Origin of the sequence: Arthrobacter sp. AFG7.2 (assembly GCF_002892835.1) — a bacterium.
GTDB lineage: Bacteria > Actinomycetota > Actinomycetes > Actinomycetales > Micrococcaceae > Arthrobacter.
The window spans coordinates 306,400-325,642 of record NZ_PJMB01000001.1 but is presented as its reverse complement, the minus strand read 5'-3'; the positions used below and the strand labels follow the sequence as shown (position 1 = coordinate 325,642).

The window sequence follows — 19,243 nt, the reverse complement described above, 5'->3', positions numbered from 1 at the left end:
GAACACAACGCCGGTCACCTGAGAGAATAGGAACCATGACTTCCAGCAACCCTCGCAACGAGGAACTTTTCGACCGCGCGCGCCAGCTCATGCCGGGCGGGGTCAACTCGCCGGTGCGCGCCTTCGGGTCCGTGGGCGGAACGCCGCGCTTCATGGTCTCCGCCAAGGGGCCGTACCTCACGGACGCCGACGGCAACGAATACGTGGACCTGGTCTGCTCCTGGGGCCCTGCGCTGCTGGGCCACGCACACCCCGCCGTGCTGGAGGCGGTCCACGCAGCCGTGGACCGTGGCCTGTCCTTTGGAGCCTCTACCCCGGACGAGGCCAACCTGGCTGAAATTGTCAAGGAACGCGTACCCGCCGTCGAACGACTCCGGATGGTGTCTACCGGCACCGAGGCCACCATGACAGCCGTGCGCCTGGCGCGTGGCTTCACTGGCCGGAACCTGATCGTCAAGTTCGCAGGCTGCTACCACGGGCACCTGGACAGCCTCCTTGCCGCCGCCGGTTCCGGTGTGGCAACGCTCGCGCTGCCAGGCTCAGCCGGTGTCACCGAGGCCACGACGGCCGAAACGCTGGTGCTGCCGTACAACGACCTCACCGCCGTCAAGGAAGCCTTCGCCACCCATGGCCCCAACATCGCCGCCGTCATCACCGAGGCAGCCCCGGCGAACATGGGCGTAGTGACCCCCGAAGAGGGCTTCAACCTCGGCCTGTCCCGCATCACCCGTGAACACGGGGCGCTGCTCATCGTGGACGAGGTGCTCACCGGTTTCCGCACCGGCTACTCCGGCTACTGGGGCCTCACCGGCGGCGCGCCGGATGCAACCGAGCCCTGGACCCCGGACCTGCTCACCTTCGGCAAGGTCATCGGCGGTGGAATGCCGACGGCGGCGCTCGGCGGGCGTGCCGACGTCATGGATTACCTCGCCCCCACCGGTCCCGTGTACCAGGCCGGAACGCTCTCCGGAAACCCGGTAGCCATGGCGGCCGGCGTGGCCACACTCACACACGCCACCCGGGACGTCTACTCCTTCATCGATGTCCGCTCGCTGGAACTTTCCTCGGCACTGTCCAGCGCCCTGGATGCCGCCGGAGTGGATCACTCAATCCAGTTCGCGGGCAACCTGTTCTCGGTGGCCTTCGGGACGTCTGCGCGGGGCGTGCACAACTACGCCGACGCCCAGGCGCAGGAGAGCTTCCGCTACGCCCCGTTCTTCCACTCGATGCTGGATTCCGGGGTGTACCTGCCGCCGTCGGTCTTTGAAGCATGGTTCCTCTCGGCCGCCCACGACGACGCCGCCATGAACCGGATCTTTGACGCACTGCCGGCCGCAGCGAAAGCCGCGGCCGCGGCGCAAGGCTAGTTCCGGCGTCGGTCCCGACCCGCACCCTGGCCCCGCAAGCGCGGCCAGGGAACCCTGCGGGCGTGGGACCATCCCGGCGGTGGCACAAAAGAAATCCCCGCCCTTCGGACAAATCCCCGCTGCACGCGAGGGGGAAGAGTCTGAAAGGCGGGGATTTCCCGTCTGTGTACTAGAGGACGTCCGAGAGGAATCCCTTGAGCCGGTCCGTGCGCGGTGCAGTAAAGACCTGCTCGGGCGGCCCGGATTCGACAACGACGCCCGCGTCCATGAACGTCACCGTGTCCGAGACATTGCGGGAGAAGCCCATTTCGTGCGTGACGACGACCATCGTCATGCCGCCCTTGGCGAGATCCGTCATCAGCGCCAGGACGCCCTTGACGAGCTCCGGGTCCAGGGCTGACGTGGCCTCATCGAAGAACATGACTTCCGGCTTCATGGCCAGGGCCCGGGCAATAGCCACACGCTGCTGCTGCCCGCCGGAAAGGTTCGCCGGGCGGGCGTCAGCTTTGTGCTTCAGGCCTACCAGGTCCAGCTGCTCCAGCGCCTCGGCACGTGCCTGCTCCTTGGACAGCTTCCGGAGCTTCCGCAGCGCCAGGGACACGTTGTCCACCACCGTCTTGTGCGGGAACAGGTTGAACTGCTGGAACACCATGCCGATGCGCTGGCGGAGCTCGTCAGGGTTGTCCTTCAGAACGGACCGGCCGTCCAAAAGGATGTCGCCCTGGTCGGGTTCGATCAGCCGGTTCATGACCCGCAGCAGCGTGGACTTGCCTGATCCCGAAGGCCCGATCACGGAGGCCGTGGTGCCCTTCTCCACGTGCAGGTCAATACCGCGGAGAACGTGGTTGTGGCCAAACGAAAGATGCAGGTTCTTTCCGGTCAGGGTTCCGGAAGCGAATTCGGTCATGCCTGAGCCCCCTTGCCGATAGGTGCTGCCAGCTCATCCGGTTCCTTCTTTTCCGGCTTGCCGGTCCGCAGCCGGTTGTCGATGAAGTTCACGAAGTGCGTCAGCGGCACTGTCAGGATCAGGTACAGGACACCAGCCGCAACCAGCGGTGAGAGGTTTCCCGTGTTGGCCATGGCGTCATTTCCGATCCGGAAGATCTCCCGGTCAGAGGCAGCCAGCCCGAGCATGAACACCAGCGAGGAGTCCTTCAACAGCGAGATGAACTGGTTCACCAGGGCGGGCAGGACCCGCCGGATGCCCTGCGGCACCACCACCAGGCGCATGGAACTGCCGTAGCTGAACCCGAGCGCCCTGGACGCCTCGAGTTGGCCCTTCTCCACGCTCTGGATGCCGGAACGGAAGATTTCTCCGATGTACGCGGCTGCAATCAAGGTCAGGGCCAGGATGCCCAGGGGGTACGGGTTCCTGGACCCGGTGATTTCCCGGGCGATGGGGCTGAGTCCGATGCCGATGACCAGGATCACCAGGATGGCGGGGAGGCCACGGAAGATGTCGGTGTAGATGCGTGCCACCCACCGGGCTCCCGCATTCCGGGAGATGCCCATCATGGCCAGCGCGAGCCCCAGCACGGAACCCAGGATGCCGGAAGCTACGGCCAGAATCAGCGTGTTGGGCAAGCCCACCATGAGCAGGGCAGGAATGACTTTCGCCATTTCCTCCCAGTTGAAGAAAGTGTCAGCCAGCTGGTCAAGGAGATCCATAAACGTCCTGGCTCAATCAGCTCTGCGGAACCGTGGCGGCCTTGCTGCCCGGCTTCCAGTCGGCAGGCATCTCGCGGTCCGGGTACCACTCCTTGGTCAGCTTGGACCAGGTGCCGTCAGCGATAACGGCGTCCAGGCCGGAGTTCAGCGCGTCGATCAGCGGCTGGTTGTCCTTGGCCACGGCGTAGGCAGTGAAGTTCTGCGTGTTGACCACGGACTCGGCGATGACGGTGCCGTCGCCTTCCTTGACCTGGCCGGTGGCCTGCTGGGACGGTGCCACCCAGGCGTCCACCTGGCCGTTGCGCACGTTGGCGTAGACGGTGGCGTAGTCCGGGAAGCGGATCGGCTCGAGCTTGAGGGTGTTGGTGACGTAGTCGTCCTGGACGGTGCCCTGGACGACGCCGATCCGGAGGTCGCCGGTGAGGTCGGCGAAGCCCTTGACGTCGCTGTCGGTCTTGGCTACTACTGCCATGAAGCCGAAGTCGTAGCCGTTGGTGAAGCCGACGTTCTGGCGGCGGGCGTCCGTAGTGGAGATGGACGAGGATCCGACGTCGAACTGCTTGGTCTGCACCTGGGAGAGGAGTGCAGAAAAGTCAGTGGCGACGAATTCGACCTCGAGGCCGAGCTTGCCGGCGACCGCACGCAGCAGCTCGTTGTCGTAGCCGGTGAATTTGCCGGAGGGATCAATGAAGATGTTCGGCGGGGCGTCGGACAGGGTTCCCACCTCAAGCTTGCCCTCGGTGTTGAGGTCAAGCTTGGTCTTGTCAATCTGGTCGATCGGGGTGACGTCTGCGGTGGTGTACTTGTCCAGCGTCTGCTGGTCACTGCCGGCGAGGGCGTCCGTGGGGGTTCCCGCAGGCTCTGCAGACCCTGAGCCGCACGCCGCGAGGGAGGCAGCCAGGGCGAGTGCCACGGGAGCCGTGGTCAGCCACTTCATCGCTTTGATTTTCATCAAGTTGTCACTTTCATCTAAGTCATGAGTCAACCGGGCCGCAAGGCTGCGCTGGGTGGCGCCTGCACCTGCCCGGCGCTGTTCGAGCACGGCAAAGGCAGGGGTGACTGCAAAACTTTATTCTCTCACTTCCGCTTTGACTGCCCATATCCGAACAAGTAAGCGGCGCGCGCCGGCAGGGCCAAAGAATCTTTCGCCGTGGCGGCTAAGCCTGCTGCTCCCGACTGGGCTGGGCGGGGCTTGGCCGAACGCAGGGGCCAATTTCCTCGGCCACTCTATGAAGTCCTGTTACTGTGACTTGCCTCGCAGGGCAGGGGCAGGAGCAGCGGCCAGGTCAGAAGCCGCCCACGCTGGCGTCCTGCGGGGGGAGCACCGGCCAGTCACCCTCTATGACGGCAGCAGGCTTGGTTTTGCGGAGGTAGCCCTGGAAGTCAGCGGCCTGGCTGACGGCCCACTCCACCTGGAGCTGGTGAAGCTGGCTGGCGGGCATCATGAGCTTGGGGAATTTCCCGGCCATTGCGTCCAGGACCCGCAAGGTGGCAAGGGCATCGGCAGCCGAGGTGTGGGCATTGTCCAGGACCACGCCGTACTCTTCACACAGTGCGGTCAGGGTGCGCTTGCCTTTCCGGTAGCGGTCCACCTGCTTGTTCATGATGTAGGGATCCAGGACCGGAAACCGGCTGAGTTGCGGTACCCCGTAACGTGCTGACTCGGCGGCCAGGACAGTGAAGTCGTAGCTGGCGTTAAACGCAATGACAGGGATATGGGTATCGAACAGGTCCTGCAGGACTGCGGCAAGCTCCCGGGTGACTTCGTGCGCAGGCCTTCCCTCCCGCCGGGCCTTTTCGGTGGTGACGCCATGCACATCGCTGGCTTCAGTGGGAATTTCAACACCGGGATCGGCCAGCCATTCATGTTCCTTAATGACGTCGCCGTTGTGGTCCACCACGGTGACGGAGGCTGTGACTATGCGTGCAGCCCGCGAGTTGCGGCCCGTGGTTTCCAGGTCGAACGCTGCGCGGGGAAGGGTGTTCCAGGTGCTCATACGTCAACGCTAAACGGCACCACCGACAATTCCGCGGAGCGCCACTGCGGCTACATTGGATCAATGCGGATTGAGTACGTGGAAGCGGTACTGGCCATTGTGGAGCTGGTACCGGCCGCATCGGCCGTGGCGTACGGCGACGTCGCCGAGCTGCTTGGCTCCGGCGGCCCCAGGCAGGTGGGCGCTGTCATGAGCCGCTACGGAACCGGCGTGCCCTGGTGGCGGGTCCTAAAGGCCAACGGCCAGGCTCCGGAAGGGCATGAGGCTGAAGCCCTCCGCAACTACCTGGCCGAGGGCACGCCCCTGCTGGGCGGCTACCTGGAATACCAACGCACCGGAGAAGGCCGCTGGCGCGTGGACCTTACAGCCGCACGCTGGGCGCCGGCCGAGGAGGAATTCGACAGGATCGATGCCGTTGCGGACAAGCTGGAGCGGCGGCTGCATAGATTGTCGGTGGCTGATGATGGAATGTCTGTGTGACAGTAACAGTCCCTTTCACCGGCCCACGTGACGAATACCGGCATGATTCCGAGCAGGACCAGGCCCTTGGCGCAGAAGGCACCTGGGCCCCGGGCAGCACCGGCCTGCACCCGAAAAGCCCGGCAGCTGCCGGGCTTCGGCTGCTGCCGCCCCGCCACGTCCACGCGGAGCAACCACTCCTGTCACCCGACCAGCAGGCGGCTGTTGACGTCGCTCAAGGTGCAGGGCCGGTACTGGTGCCGGGCGCTCCGGGAACGGGCAAAACAACCGTACTGGTCGAAGCCGCAGTCACCAGGGCTCTGAGGGACGGCGTGGATCCTGAGCGGATGCTGATTCTGGCCCCCAGCCGCCTGGCTGCAGACGCCCTCCGGGACCGCTTCACTGCCCGCCTGGACAGGAGCCTCAGCACCACCCCCGCCCGAACGTGGGCCTCCTACGCCTTCGACGTGATCCGGCGGGCGAAGGCTGAAGGAATCCTTCCCCTGGCCAGGCCGCCCAGGCTCCTTTCCGGCCCGGAGCAGGACCTCATCATCAAGGAACTCCTTGAAGGACACCGGCTTCCGGGGCTGGAACTGCCGTGGCCCGCCGATCTGGAAGGTGCATTGGAAACGAGGGGCTTCCGGCAGGAAGTCCGACAGCTGTTTGACCGCATCATCGAGTCGGGCCGGACACCCGAAGACCTGGTTCGGCTTGGCCATGAATGCGGGAGGCCTGACTGGATCGCCGCTGCTGCGCTGTATGCGGAGTACCGGGACGTCCTGGACCTGCGGATGCCCGAGGCCTTTGACCCTGCTGGAATCATCACCGCCGCACGGCAAATCTTCCAGGACTCGCCTGCGTTCCTGGCGGCGGAACGGGAGCGGCTGCAGGTGATCCTTGTGGACGACATCCAGGAAGCCAACCCCGCAGTCTTCGAGCTGCTGGCAGATATTGCTGCCGGGAAGGACTGCTATGTGACCTTTTCGCCGGACACCGTGGTCCAGGGCTTCCGCGGGGCACGGCCCGACCTGGTAGCCGAACTGCCGCACCTGCTTTCGCCGGACTCCCTGGTTCTGGAGCGTCCCTTGCGGTATGCCCACCGGCATGCGGCTGCAGTCGCCGAAGCGTGGCTGGGGGTCGCCGGACGGATCTCCCAGCGGGCAGGCGGACAGCTCGCCCGGCGTCTTGAACAGCCTGGCGGAAAGAGGCCGCAGGGTGCAGTGGAAGCACACCTCGTTCCGTCCGCCGTGCATGAGCTGCGGTATGTGGCCCAACGAATCCTGGACCAGCACATCAACCACGGCCGGGAGCTTGCCCAGCTCGCTGTCATTGTTCGCAACGGCGCGCAGGTCAGTGAGTTCCAGCGGTATCTTTCCGGCCAGGGCATCGCCGTGCGCGTTCCCGTGGCCGAATCCGCCGTCCGGGACGAGGTGGCCGTCCGTCCGCTCCTAGATGCGTTTGCCATCGCGCTGGACCCCGCGCTGCTGACCCCGGAAGCTGCCGTGTCGCTCCTGACATCCAGGATCGGTGGTGCAACGTCCATCGAGCTCCGACGGCTGCGGCAATCGCTGAGGAAGGAAGAGATACTGGCCGGCGGGGGCCGGACCAGTGATGCATTGCTGGTTGAGGCGCTGCTGCAGCCTGGAGCCCTGTCGACCCTCGGCATTGAGGGCCGCGCCGCCCGCCGGGCAGCTCGAATGATCCAGGCCGGCAGCCGGGCCGCCGAAGAGCCAGGTGCCAACGCGGAATCCGTCCTCTGGGCGCTCTGGCATTCCGCAGGACTGGGTGGTACGTGGACAGAAACTGCGCTCGCCGGCGGTCCGCACGGAGCGCGGGCGGACCGCGACCTGGACGCCATGATGGCCCTCTTCCACACCGCCGAGCGATACGTTGACCAGATGCCCGGCGCAGGCCCTGAGCAGTTTCTCGAATATCTCCTGAACCAGGAGCTTCCCATGGACACCCTTGCAGCCCGTGCGCAGGTGGATGATGCTGTGGAACTCATGACGCCCGCCAGCGCAGCCGGACGGGAATGGCCCGTGGTGATAGTTGCCGGCCTGCTGGAAGGCGTGTGGCCCAACACCCGGTTACGCGGCGAGCTCCTGGGAAGCACCTTGTACAGCGACGCAGTGGAGCATGGGGCAGGGTATGCACTGCAGCGGGATCCGTTGAGCCTGCTCCGGGACATCCGGTATGACGAGCTGCGAAGTTTTTCCACGGCTGTCTCCCGTGCCCGCGAACTGCTGGTCTGCACGGCGGTTTCCTCTGAGGACGACCAGCCGTCCTCTTTCCTGGACTACGTTGCACCCCTGGCACCTGGACAGGACAGCCGCGGCTTTACAGCGGTGGAGCGCCCTATGACACTGCGGGCCCTTGTGGCTGAGCTTCGGCAGTACGCCCAGATGGACGGACGGGACGCTGCCCAGGCGGAGGAGGCCGGCAGGGTGCTGGCCCGCCTGGCGAAAGCAGAACCGCCGGTTCCGGGCGCGCATCCCGCGAGCTGGTGGGGGCTCCCGGACCTGACATCCGCCGAGGCAGTGGTTCCACCCGGCGGTACGGTATTTGTATCGCCGTCAAAAGTTGAAACAGTGCAGAAGTCTCCGCTCGACTGGTTTGTACAGGCCGCCGGAGGTGAAGCTGCTACCGACTTTGCCCGAAGCCTTGGCACCCTGGTCCACGCCATAGCCCAGGAACTGCCGGACGCGTCCGGATCCGAGTATGTCGCGGAGCTGGTCCGGCGCTGGCCCGCCTTGGGGATGAAGGACAACTGGGAGGGACGTCTTGATTTTCAGCGTGCCGAGTCCATGGTGCGCAAGCTGGCCCAGTACGTCCTCCTTATGCGGGGCGAGGGACGCAGCCTGCTTGGGGTGGAACAGGATTTCGAGGTGGCACTTGGGCGGATCCCAATCGATGATGCGGAAGACCGGGAAGCGGTCCTGCGCGGCCAGGTGGACCGGCTTGAGATAGATGGCGATGGCAGGCTGGTCATTGTCGATGTGAAAACAGGGAAACGGCAGCCCGGCAAAGGGGAATTGTCACGGCATCCCCAGCTTGGCGCGTACCAGGCTGCGGTACTCGCCGGTGGCTTCCAGGACGGTCCGGACAGCCCGGGCGCCCCGCTGCCCGGCGGAGCTGTGCTTGCCCAGCTTGGAACGGGAGCAAAAAATCCAGCCATCCAGCAGCAGGATCCGATCGATCCCCAGGAGAACTGGGCTCTGGACATGGTGAAGGAGGCAGCTGCTGTGATGGGAGGCAGTACCTTCGAGGCGCGGCACGATCCGGCAAAGGGAAGCCATGGCGGCCACGGCTGCCGGCTCCCGGAGGTGTGTCCGTTGTGCGTGCGTGGAAGGCAAGTGACCGAATAATGCAGGATGTCCGAGAGCAAGAGGCTGGCCTCCCCGCCGGACCGTCAGGGGAGGGGGCACCCGCCGCCCGGCCGGGCGCCGGAACCCCGCCACCGCGTTTCAGCCCAGAGGAGCTTTCTGAACTGCTGGGTGAGAAGAACGTACCCACCCCTGAGCAGTCGGCCATCATTTCGTCGCCGCTGGCTCCGAGGCTGGTCATTGCCGGAGCAGGGTCTGGAAAGACGGCCACGATGGCGGACCGGGTTGTATGGCTGGTAGCTAACGGGTGGGTCAGGCCCGAGGAAGTACTGGGTGTGACGTTCACCCGGAAGGCAGCCGGTGAGCTGGCGTCCCGCATCCGGGCGAAGCTGGCTGCCCTTCAGCGGCTGGTTGCCCAGGACAGGCCTGCGCAGGACAAAGCCCAGCCCAGCGGGCCCGGCGTGTTCCCGGAAGGACTGCTCAGCAGCGACGCCCTTGAACCGAAGGTTTCCACCTACCACTCGTTCGCAAGCGGCATTGTGTCCGACTATGGACTCCGCCTTGGTGTGGAGCGTGATGTGGTCCTGTTGGGCGGCGCGCAGGCGTGGCAGCTGGCCAGCGAGGTTGTTGAGGCGTACGACGGCGAGTACGGGCATTTTCGTGCCGCCAAGTCCACGCTGGTAAAGGCAGTCATTCAGCTGGCGGGTGAGTGCGCAGAGCACCTTCAGGAACCCGAGGACGTCGAGGCCTGGCTGATGGCGCGGCTCTCGGACTTCGAGTCACTGCCTTATCTTGCCGCCAAGAAGAAAAACCCCCCGCAGGCGGCAGCCGACCTCGCCGGGATGCTGAGGACCAGGGCAAGCGTGGCCGACATGGTTGGCCGTTACGCGATGGCCAAGCGTGCCCGGGGTGCGCTGGACTTCGGGGACCTGGTCGCCCTTGCGGCCCGTGTGGCGCAGGAAGTCCCGCTCGCGGCACAAATGGAGCGGCAGCGGTACAAGGTGGTCCTGCTGGACGAATTCCAGGACACCTCACATGCCCAGCTCGTCCTGTTCTCGAGGCTCTTCGGGGGCGGGCACGCAGTGACTGCTGTCGGTGATCCCAATCAGTCCATCTACGGTTTCCGGGGCGCATCCGCGGGGCAACTGTTCCATTTTGTGCGCGAGTTTCCCGTGAGGACGGGGCCTGCAGGAACGGGAACAGCAGACACCGCCGTAAGCTGGGCGCCTGCTCCCACGTCATACCTGACCACGGCATGGCGCAACGGGCGATCCATCCTTTCCGCTGCCAACGTCATGTCTGAATCCCTTGGCCGGGCAGCCGCGCAGCGTGGTCCTGCCGGCGGGAACGGATCTGCTGCGCCTGAAGTGCCGCCGCTGCAGCCTAGTCCACATGCGGTGGCAGGATCGGTGGTGTTGGGCCGGTTCGTCAGCGACGTTGAAGAAGCTTCTGCACTCGCTGATGACCTACTGAGATACCGGGTGACGGACTTTGAGCTTAAGCCCGACGGTTCACCGCTTCCGCCCGCAATCGCCGTCCTCTGCCGGCGGCGCGCGCAGATGGAACCCATCCGGCGGCAGTTGGAGGCCCGCGGAATCGCCTATGAAATCGTCGGCCTTGGCGGGCTGCTCGACACTCCTGAAATCGTGGACCTAGTGGCTACTTTGCGTGTCCTTGCCGATCCTGGGCGCGCTGACGCGCTGATGCGGCTGCTTGCCGGGGCACGGTGGCGGATTGGTCCGTCAGACCTGATGGCTCTCAGGGACTGGTCCAGCCACCTCGCGCGCCGCCGGGGCCAGGCTGGAATAGAGGACCAGCACCTTTCGGAGGCCGGACCGGCGGTCCTTGAAGGTGATTTGACCGATGGTGCCAGCCTGGTTGAGGCGCTGGACTGGCTCCCCCGGGAGGGATGGACCTCCTCGAACGGCAGGACCCTGACACCGGCCGCGCGTGAACGCATGCTCCGGCTGTCCGCTGAGCTTCGCCAACTCCGCAGCTACCTTGGAGACGATCTCACTACTCTGTTGGGGGAAGTGGAAAGGGCAATGCTCCTGGATATCGAGGTTGCCGCGCGGCCGGGTGTCAGCATCCATCAGGCCCGCCGGAACCTTGATGCCTTCCAGGATGCGGCCGCTGGATTCCTGCGGACATCCCAGCGCGTGGACATCCTCGCTTTCCTGTCCTGGCTGGAGGCCGCCTCGGCGGAAGAAAACGGCCTCGAAGCACCGCCGAGCGACGTCAACCGTGAGGCCGTGCAACTGCTGACCGTCCATGCTTCCAAGGGTTTGGAATGGGACGTTGTGTTCGTGCCGGGCCTGAATGCAAAGGACTTTCCCAGCGACCGCGACTCGCGCTGGAGCAGCGGCTCTGCGGCGTTGCCATGGCCGCTGCGGGGCGACAGGGCGGACCTGCCCCAGTGGGACCTGGACCAGCCTGACCAAAAGGGCTGGCTTGACGCGGAAAAGGACTTCAAGGCGGCCGTCCAGGCGCATGGGGAGTCAGAGGAGCGCCGCCTGGCGTACGTGGCTTACACCCGGGCCAAGCACGTACTGTGGGCATCCAGCGCCGCCTGGGTTGGATCCAGGACAGGACGGGCAGAGATGTCACCGTTCCTGGCAGAGCTCGAGAGGCTGGCCACACCGGCAGGCGACGGCCTTGCGGCAAAAGCGGTCATCCATCATCGTTCCGTGGAGGAGGCTTCCCTGCCTGAGACCAGCCCCCTGACACTTGATGTGGAGGTGGCCGGGTGGCCCTATGACCCGTTGGAAGGGCCGCTGGATCCCCGGACGGGGGAGCGCCTGCGGCTTGCCAATGGCCGCAGGGATGCCATGGAAAGCGCCTCTGCCCGCGTGCTGGCCGCCTTGGAGACCACGGATTATGTCCGGGGCACCTCAAGGCAGGATGACGGTACCGACGGTGCACAGTTCATTGCGGATCCCAGGCTGGACCGGGACCCGGAACTGCCTGGCCCGGCTGCCGGCTGGGCAAGGGAAGCCGAACTGCTGCTGGAACGGCGCGCAAGGAGGTCCTCAGCGCAGGACGTCCACCTCCCCACCCACATCTCCGCATCCACTCTGGTGGACCTGGGGGAAGACCCCTCTGCGGTATTGTGGCGGCTTCGCAGGCCGGTTCCCCGGGAACCCGGCATGTCGGCACGGAAGGGAACAGCTTTTCACGCATGGGTGGAAGAGTACTTCGGTAACGCCGGCATGCTGGACCTTGGCGAAGCCCCGGGCTCGGACGAACATATTGATGCGGCCTATGACCTCGACGCCATGGTGGCCACCTTCCGGTCATCCCCCTGGGCACACCGCTCGCCGGCCTTTGTTGAGGTGCCGGTGGAAACACGCGTAGGGGACGTGGTGGTCCGTGGACGGATCGACGCGGTTTTCCAGGATGCTGACGGCCGCTGGGACCTTGTGGACTGGAAAACCGGACGAAAGCCGTCAGGTGCCCACTTGCGGACCAGGGCAGTACAGCTTGCCGTGTACCGCCTGGCATGGTCCCGCCTGAAAGGTGTACCACTGGAGGACGTCCGGGCGGCGTTCTTCTACGTCGCAGACAACGAGGTGGTCCGGCCGCACGACCTCGGAACAGCCGCGCAGCTCGAGGAGATCGTGGCGGGCGCCCTGACGTCCCCCTAAGAGGGTGCCTCTACTGAAGGCCCTGAGCCGGGTTCTTCTTGGCGTCCACAATGGTAATGGCCGCGGTGGAGGTGTCATCCGGACCGCCTGACGGGACAGAGCCCTCGGTCTTTATGCCGCGGGCCTTGGCACCGGCGCCTTCAGCCCCGTCCGGTGCGGGCGCGTCCAGAGGCTCCGCTGGAATCGGGGTCACGTGCACTGCCGGCTGGGCTGCCGGGACGGGAAGGACGGTAACCGGCGGCACTGTGCCCGGCACGCCGTCGTCGGCAGCCCGCATGGCGGGGACAGCCTGCGCGGCCGCAGCTGCCTGTTCCCCGGAGGCGGCCGCACCAGAAGGCAGCGTTCCAGGTCCCGCGGCGGGAAGCGGTTCAACGCTGATGGGCTGTCCGCCGTGCTCCGCAATGTCACTTGCCAGGGTGGCCAGCATCTCTTCGGCTTCTGACACCATCGAGGAATCGCCCGCGGCGATGCCCTTGACCAGGTACTGGGCGAGGGCGAATTCAGCCGAGAGCGCTGCGCGCCGCAGCAGGTGCTTGTCCGGAGTGTCACGCCGGCCCGACGTGTAGGCCCGCAGGACGGAGTCCACGAACTCCTGCTCATTGGAGGCGACAAGCCACGCGAAGTCGTCTGCGGGATCGCCGATGCGCAGGTCGGTCCAGCCGGTCACAGCAGTAACACGCTGCCCCTCCACCAGCAGGTTGTCCTCATGCAGGTCGCCGTGCACTACGCAGGGGTTGAACCGCCACAGCGAAACGTCCTCCAGCGCGTGTTCCCACCGAAGCAGCAGGGCAGGCGGGATCTTTCCGGTGGTGGCCGCCTGGTCCAGCTCGTTCAGCCTCCGCTGCCGGAATTCATTTGGCGTGTAGCTGGGCAGGTCGGCGTTGCTGACGATGGCCCGCGGCAGGTCATGAATTGCGGCCAGCGCAACGCCGATTTCCCGTGCGAGTGCGTCCGGACCCGCCGTCAGCTCTTCGACGCTGCGGGTGGTCCCGCCCAGATGCGAGTAGACGAAGGTGCTCAGGCTGCCCAGCCGCACACTGCCGGCCACCGTGGGCATCAGGAAGGGCAGCTCGGCGCGGATCGCGGGGGCAAAGGCACGGAGCACCAGGAACTCGGTTTCGAGCCGGGCGCTCGCTTCGGCATGGCGCGGCGACCGGACCCGCCAGCGCTTCCCCTCCGAGTCAAGGAGCAGGGCTGAGTCGAAGTCCGCGGGGTCGTCCGGGGCAGAGCTGACAGCCGTCGGGGTCAGTCCGGGGACTGCCGCGGTTGCAATGGCTGCCAGTTCAATCGGTTTTCTTCTCACCATTCCACGGTAGATTGCCAGCAGTCCGAGAGGCCGGTCCGGCGGCGGCGAGTCTCCAGATACCTGCAAATGAGGGGAGTGGCGCAGCCCGGACGGGCCTCGAAATATCAATTGTCAGCCCCAGTCAGTACGGTGGACCTATGAGCCATGCGGAGTCAGTTACACCGGTCTACCAGGGGCAGCCGGCGGCGCTGCCTGCAAACCACCTCATGGACACGTTGCTTCCTGTCAGGCCGGCGCTCGTGGACCGCGGATCGGTCGTGAGGGCAGCGCCCGGATTCCTGGCGGACCAGCTCGCCAATCCGGAGACACTGGCTGTTTTGCTCTCCGGTCGGCAAGGTCTGGTGCAGGGCGGAGGCCTCTGCATAACGGCCGCCCAGCCGCTGCTCCGGAACCTTACCGAGGCCGGTTTCGCGCCGGAACTGACCATTTACCTGGGCTCCGCCCTCCCGGATTCAGACCTCCCAACGGGAACTGCGCTGCTGCTGTTCGTCCTGCCGGAGCAGGCGGCGCCCGGAACGGCCGGTATCCCCTCCGATGCCCGCTGGGCCGGTTTACGCGATGTTGCTGCCGTGCTCACTGCAACCCACACCGCCCTTTTCATCGAGGCCAGCGCCATCACCAACTGGCACGCGGGCCACACCCACTGTCCGCGGTGCGGCACGCCCACGGACGTGGAATCCGCTGGCTGGGTCAGGAGATGCCCCGCGGATTCCTCGGAACACTATCCCCGGACAGATCCCGCCATCATTGTTACCGTGGTTGGCCCGGACGGGCGGCTGCTGCTGGGGGGCGGCGGTCCGGCGGACGCCAGGAACTATTCCACGTTGGCGGGTTTCGTGGAGCCGGGAGAATCGCTGGAACAGGCGGTAGTCCGGGAGATCTATGAGGAGGTGGGGGTCAGGGTGGCCGCCTGCCAGTACCTCGGATCGCAGTCCTGGCCGTTCCCCGCCTCGCTTATGCTTGGATTTACCGCCGTCACCGAGGACGCCGAGGCAAGGCCCGACGGCGTTGAGGTCACCAGGGCGCGCTGGTTCAGCCGTGAGGAACTCAGGGAAGCTGTGCGGACCGGGGAGATCACCATCTCCAGCCGGCTCTCCATTGCCCGCTCGCTGATAGAGCATTGGTACGGCGGGCGCATTGAGGACCGGGCCAAGGCCTGACCCCTTCACGTATCCATCAGACTCCAGCACGCGGTAGTCGAGACATAGAGCAGCAGAAGTGACTACAGAACAATTTGATGGGGCAGCATCCCTTGAAGACCGCATCCTTGGCGGCCTGGACGCCGAGCAGCGGGAGGTCGCCAGCACCCTGAACGGACCGCTGTGTGTCCTGGCCGGCGCGGGAACGGGCAAAACACGGGCCATCACCCACCGCATTGCCTACGGCGTCCATTCCGGCGTCTACTCCCCGCAGCGGCTCCTGGCCGTGACCTTTACCTCCCGCGCCGCTGCCGAGATGCGCAGCCGGCTGCGTGACCTCGGGGCAGGCAACGTGCAGGCACGCACCTTTCATGCCGCTGCGCTTCGGCAGCTCCAGTTTTTCTGGCCGCAGGCGGTTGGCGGAACGCTGCCCAACCTCCTGGACCACAAAGCCCAGATGCTGGCCGAGGCCGCCCGACGGCTGCGGCTCAGCACCGACAGGGCTTCCATCCGCGACCTTGCCTCGGAGATCGAGTGGGCCAAAGTCTCCATGCTGACACCCGCGAACTACCTGGAAAATGCCCAGGACAGGGGTGCCCCCGGCGGCTTTGACCTCACTGCCGTGGCACGGGTTTTCCAGTCCTATGAGGATGTCAAGACTGACCGCAACGTCATTGACTTCGAGGACGTCCTGCTGATCACGGTGGGCATCCTCCAGGAGGATGAGAAGGTCGCGGCCACCGTCCGTGAGCAGTACCGCCACTTTGTGGTGGATGAATACCAGGACGTTTCCCCACTGCAGCAGCGGCTACTCGAGCTCTGGCTGGGCGGGCGCGACGAACTCTGCGTCGTGGGCGATGCAAGCCAGACCATCTATTCGTTCACGGGGGCTTCTCCCAGGCACCTGCTGGACTTCAAAGCACGCTATCCCCAGGCCAACGTGGTCAAACTCATCCGCGACTACCGTTCCACACCACAGGTGGTGAAGCTGGCCAACAACCTGCTGGCCAACAGGCGCAGCGGCGGTCCTGTGGCCGACGCCGCCTGGGCCACGCCCCTGCAGCTCGTTGCCCAGCGGCCGGCCGGACCCCATCCGCAGTTCACGGAGTGTGCGGATGACGAAGCGGAGGCTGCCACTGTGGCCCAGAAGATCAAGGTACTGCTCGACGCCGGCACTCCAGCCAGCGAAGTCGCTGTCCTGTTCCGCACCAACGGACAGTCCGAAGCATACGAACAGGCCCTCGCCGCAGCAGGCATTGGGTACCAGCTGCGCGGCGGTGAACGGTTCTTCGCCCGGAAGGAGGTCCGGGACGCCATCCTGCAGCTGCGGGCAGCAACCCGGGCGGTCGCAGAAACTGACTCCCCGCAACCACTGGGCCAGCTGGTCCGGGACATTGTCTCCTCCCTGGGGTACACGGATTCTGCCCCGCACAGCGGCGGTGCTCTCCGGGAACGGTGGGAGTCCCTGGCCGCGCTGGTGGCGCTGGCCGACGAACTGGCCCAGGTAAGAGGCCCGCAGTTTGGCCTGGCAGACTTCGTCACCGAGCTCCAGGAGCGTTCCCTGGCCCAGCATGCCCCCACGGTCCAGGGAGTGACCCTCGCGTCCCTGCACGCAGCAAAGGGCCTGGAATGGGACGCGGTGTTCCTGGTGGGCCTCAGTGAGGGGCTGATGCCGATTTCCTTTGCCGACGCCCCGGAATCCGTGGATGAGGAACGCAGGCTCCTGTACGTGGGAATCACTCGTGCCCGTGAGCACCTCTCATTGTCGTGGTCCACAGCCCGGACGCCGGGGGGCCGGGCGAACCGCAAACCCTCACGGTTCCTGGACGGGCTGCGCCCTGACTCGGTGGTGAGTTCAAGTACCCGGGGGAAGGTCACCGTGACCCGTCGAAAGGCTGCTGCCCCCGCCATGTGCAGGGTTTGCGGAAGCATGCTCGCCACCGGGGCGGAACGGAAGGTGGGCCGCTGCAATTCGTGCCCGCCGAGTTATGAGGAACAGACGTTCGACGCTTTGCGGAGCTGGCGGAGGGAAGTTGCACTCTCCGCGGAGGTGCCCGCGTTCGTGGTGTTCACCGATGCCACGCTGACGGCCATTGCCGAAGCCAAGCCGGCATCGCTGGAAGAACTCGCCGCGCTTGCCGGAGTAGGTCCCTCAAAGCTGGAAAAGTACGGCGAAGACGTCCTGCGTGTCCTCACCGAGAGCACTGCCCTTTGATGGCCGGCCGCACCGCGAAGGCCGCAGCGCAAGGCGCAGCTCACCACCTGACCACTGACGACGGTGCCCCCGTTGTCGTTCGCCGCTCCGCGCGCCGCACCCGCACCGTGGCGGCGTTCTGGGAAAACGGTACGGCGGTGATCGCGATTCCCGCCCGGTTTACGGCGGCGCAGGAAGCCGAATGGGTGCACAAGATGGTGGCCAAGCTCCATCGCCAGGGGGAGCGGCGGGCCGCGGCCGGCAGGAGGCGCCCCGCCACAGACGCCGCCCTCGCGGCGCATGCGGCCCAGCTGTCCGCACAGTACCTCGGCGGGCGGGCGCAACCGACGTCGGTGCGTTGGGTGAGCAACCAGAACTCGCGCTGGGGCTCAGCCACTCCCGCGGAAGGAACTATCAGGCTCTCGGACAAACTGCGTCCGATGCCGCAGTGGGTGATCGACTATGTCCTGCTCCATGAGCTCGCCCACCTGCTGGTCGCAGCCCACAATGCCGCCTTTTGGAAGCTGCTCGAAGCGTACCCGGATACAGGCCGCGCGAAAGCCTTCCTCGAAGGTGTCTCCTTCGCCACGGGACGCGGTATGGCCGGCCCGGACACCGACTGACCCCGCGCAGGCAGATGAGCCGGGCGGGGGAGGGGGTCCTAGCCCTTCGGCTGGCCGCCTTCATGCCCCTCGTCCGGAAGACCGCCGTCGTCCTGTGCCGTGCCGTCCCCGCTCTGCCCGTCCGCGCCGTTGCCCTCTTCGGCGTCCGGGGCGGCGTCAAAGCCTCCGCTGAGGAGTTTCTGCAGCGCGTCGTCCACTTCGCTGTCACTTGCTTCAGCCAGCTTGCGGCGGCTGCTGAAGCCCTTGGGATCGTCCAGGTCCTCGGCAGTGGGCAACAGGTCCGGATGATGCCAGATGGCGTCGCGGCCTTCGATGCCGCGCTCTTCCTTGAGGATCGACCAGAGAGTTGCAGCATCGCGCAGCCTGCGCGGCCTGAGCTCCAGACCCACCAGGGAGGCAAAAGCGTGTTCGGCCGGGCCGCCGGTTGCCCGGCGGCGCCGCACGGTTTCCCGCAGTGCGCCCGCGGACGGCAACAGTTTCTCGGTTGCTGCGGCAGTAAGCTCGTCCACCCAGCCTTCCACCAGGGCCAGCGCCGTCTCAAGCTTTTCCAGGGCCTGGTCCTGCGCGGGCGTCCGTTGCGGCATGAAGACGCCCTGTGAGAGGGCTTCCTGGATACCTTCCGGGTTGCTCGGGTCAAGGTCCCGTGCGAGTTCCTCAATGCGTGAGGTGTCGATGTGGATGCCGCGGGCATAGGCCTCGATGGCACCCAGCAGGTGCCCGCGGAGCCAGGGGACCTGGACAAATAGCCGGGCGTGGGCGGCTTCGCGCACCGCGAGGAAAAGCCGGATGTCGTTCTCGGGCAGCGACAGCCCTTCTCCGAACCTGGCAACGTTGGCCGGCAGCAGTGCCATTTCAAGGTCGGCCAGGGGAACACCGATGTCGGTGGAGCTGACGACGTCGGCGGACAGGGCGCCAATGGCCTGGCCCAGCTGCATGCCAAAGATGGCACCACCCATGTTCTGGAGCATGGAGGATGCGCCGCCCATCATGGACTTCATTTCCTCCGGCATCTGTTCCGTCATTGCGGAGGACAGTGCATTGGCGATGCTGTTGGCAACGGGCTCGGTCAGCCGCTTCCAGGTGCCCAGGGTGGCTTCCACCCATTCAGCCCGGGACCAGGCCTTGCCAATCAGGCCGGTGGCCGGGAGATCAGTGACGGGGTCCAGCCAGAGTTCTGCCAGCCGCAACGCCTCGTCGACGTCGCGGGACTGCTGGGACGTCACCGAAGGGTCGCTGCTGCTGGCCGCAACGCGCCGCGCGTTGTCGTGGGCCAGCTGCCAGTTCACCGGACCCTCAGAAGGTGCGCTCATCATTGCCTGCACCTGGGAGAACATCTGCGCCAGCAGGTTGGGGTCGTTCGGGAGCCCCGCAGCCTTGGCGAGCTCAGCGGGGTCGAAATTTTCCATCCCCTTGCCGCCCATCAGGTTCTGCAGCATCTCGGTCAACGGATCCTTGGGGGTGTCGTCCCCGTTGGACGGATTGAGTGGATTGGAGGTCATGATCCCGCCGATCGTCGGTGTGAC

Annotated in this window: 13 protein-coding genes; 7 read left to right on the top strand and 6 right to left on the bottom strand. The window is 65.9% G+C overall.

Annotation, left to right across the window (positions count from 1 at the left end; all coding sequences use genetic code 11):
* The first annotated feature begins 35 nt into the window (after positions 1-35).
* Positions 36-1,367 (top strand): glutamate-1-semialdehyde 2,1-aminomutase, encoded by a 1,332-nt coding sequence (hemL, locus tag CXX84_RS01460; RefSeq protein WP_102974953.1) that lies wholly within the window; start codon positions 36-38, stop codon positions 1,365-1,367.
* 169 nt (positions 1,368-1,536) lie between these two features.
* Here the strand turns inward: hemL and CXX84_RS01455 are convergent, their stop codons facing one another.
* From CXX84_RS01455 to CXX84_RS01440, 4 genes are all read right to left on the bottom strand, one after another.
* Positions 1,537-2,274: an amino acid ABC transporter ATP-binding protein gene (locus CXX84_RS01455; protein ID WP_102974952.1), complete on the bottom strand. Its 738-nt coding sequence runs from the start codon at positions 2,272-2,274 to the stop codon at positions 1,537-1,539.
* Positions 2,271-3,035 carry an amino acid ABC transporter permease gene (locus CXX84_RS01450; protein ID WP_102974951.1) on the bottom strand — a complete coding sequence of 255 codons (765 nt, stop codon included), beginning with the start codon at positions 3,033-3,035 and terminating at the stop codon, positions 2,271-2,273. Before CXX84_RS01450 ends, CXX84_RS01455 begins: the two co-directional genes overlap by 4 nt.
* 16 nt (positions 3,036-3,051) lie before the next feature.
* Positions 3,052-3,987, bottom strand: coding sequence for an ABC transporter substrate-binding protein (locus tag CXX84_RS01445; RefSeq protein WP_102974950.1), 936 nt, complete (start codon positions 3,985-3,987; stop codon positions 3,052-3,054).
* 334 nt (positions 3,988-4,321) lie between these two features.
* Complete coding sequence (locus CXX84_RS01440; protein WP_102974949.1) at positions 4,322-5,032, bottom strand: 3'-5' exonuclease; 711 nt, start codon at positions 5,030-5,032, stop codon at positions 4,322-4,324.
* Between the two features lie 63 nt (positions 5,033-5,095).
* On the opposite strand from CXX84_RS01440, the gene CXX84_RS01435 reads away from it, so the two are divergent.
* The 3 genes from CXX84_RS01435 (at position 5,096) to CXX84_RS01425 (ending at position 12,458) form a co-directional block, all read left to right on the top strand.
* Positions 5,096-5,512 (top strand): MGMT family protein, encoded by a 417-nt coding sequence (locus tag CXX84_RS01435; RefSeq protein ID WP_102974948.1) that lies wholly within the window; start codon positions 5,096-5,098, stop codon positions 5,510-5,512.
* Positions 5,513-5,616: 104 nt separating this feature from the next.
* Positions 5,617-8,856 carry an ATP-dependent helicase gene (locus CXX84_RS01430; RefSeq protein ID WP_223252947.1) on the top strand — a complete coding sequence of 1,080 codons (3,240 nt, stop codon included), beginning with the start codon at positions 5,617-5,619 and terminating at the stop codon, positions 8,854-8,856.
* Positions 8,856-12,458, top strand: a complete 3,603-nt coding sequence (locus tag CXX84_RS01425) for an ATP-dependent helicase (RefSeq protein ID WP_102974946.1) — start codon at positions 8,856-8,858, stop codon at positions 12,456-12,458. The genes CXX84_RS01430 and CXX84_RS01425 overlap by 1 nt, the downstream gene beginning before the upstream one ends.
* A gap of 10 nt (positions 12,459-12,468) precedes the next feature.
* Here the strand turns inward: CXX84_RS01425 and CXX84_RS01420 are convergent, their stop codons facing one another.
* Positions 12,469-13,761 (bottom strand): macrolide 2'-phosphotransferase, encoded by a 1,293-nt coding sequence (locus tag CXX84_RS01420; RefSeq protein WP_102975334.1) that lies wholly within the window; start codon positions 13,759-13,761, stop codon positions 12,469-12,471.
* Between the two features lie 140 nt (positions 13,762-13,901).
* Between CXX84_RS01420 and nudC the strand changes: the two genes are divergently transcribed.
* Genes nudC through CXX84_RS01405 form a run of 3 tightly spaced genes read left to right on the top strand, consistent with a single transcriptional unit; the run spans position 13,902 to position 17,720 of the window.
* Positions 13,902-14,924, top strand: a complete 1,023-nt coding sequence (gene nudC / locus CXX84_RS01415) for an NAD(+) diphosphatase (protein ID WP_102974945.1) — start codon at positions 13,902-13,904, stop codon at positions 14,922-14,924.
* 58 nt (positions 14,925-14,982) lie between these two features.
* Positions 14,983-17,118, top strand: coding sequence for an ATP-dependent DNA helicase UvrD2 (locus CXX84_RS01410; RefSeq protein WP_102974944.1), 2,136 nt, complete (start codon positions 14,983-14,985; stop codon positions 17,116-17,118).
* The gene (locus CXX84_RS01405) at positions 17,118-17,720 is read left to right on the top strand and encodes a M48 family metallopeptidase (protein ID WP_102974943.1); all 603 of its coding nucleotides are present in this window, start codon (positions 17,118-17,120) and stop codon (positions 17,718-17,720) included. Before CXX84_RS01410 ends, CXX84_RS01405 begins: the two co-directional genes overlap by 1 nt.
* Positions 17,721-17,758: 38 nt before the next feature.
* On the opposite strand, the gene CXX84_RS01400 is transcribed toward CXX84_RS01405, so the two are convergent.
* Positions 17,759-19,219, bottom strand: coding sequence for a zinc-dependent metalloprotease (locus CXX84_RS01400; protein WP_102974942.1), 1,461 nt, complete (start codon positions 19,217-19,219; stop codon positions 17,759-17,761).
* Positions 19,220-19,243: the final 24 nt, after the last annotated feature.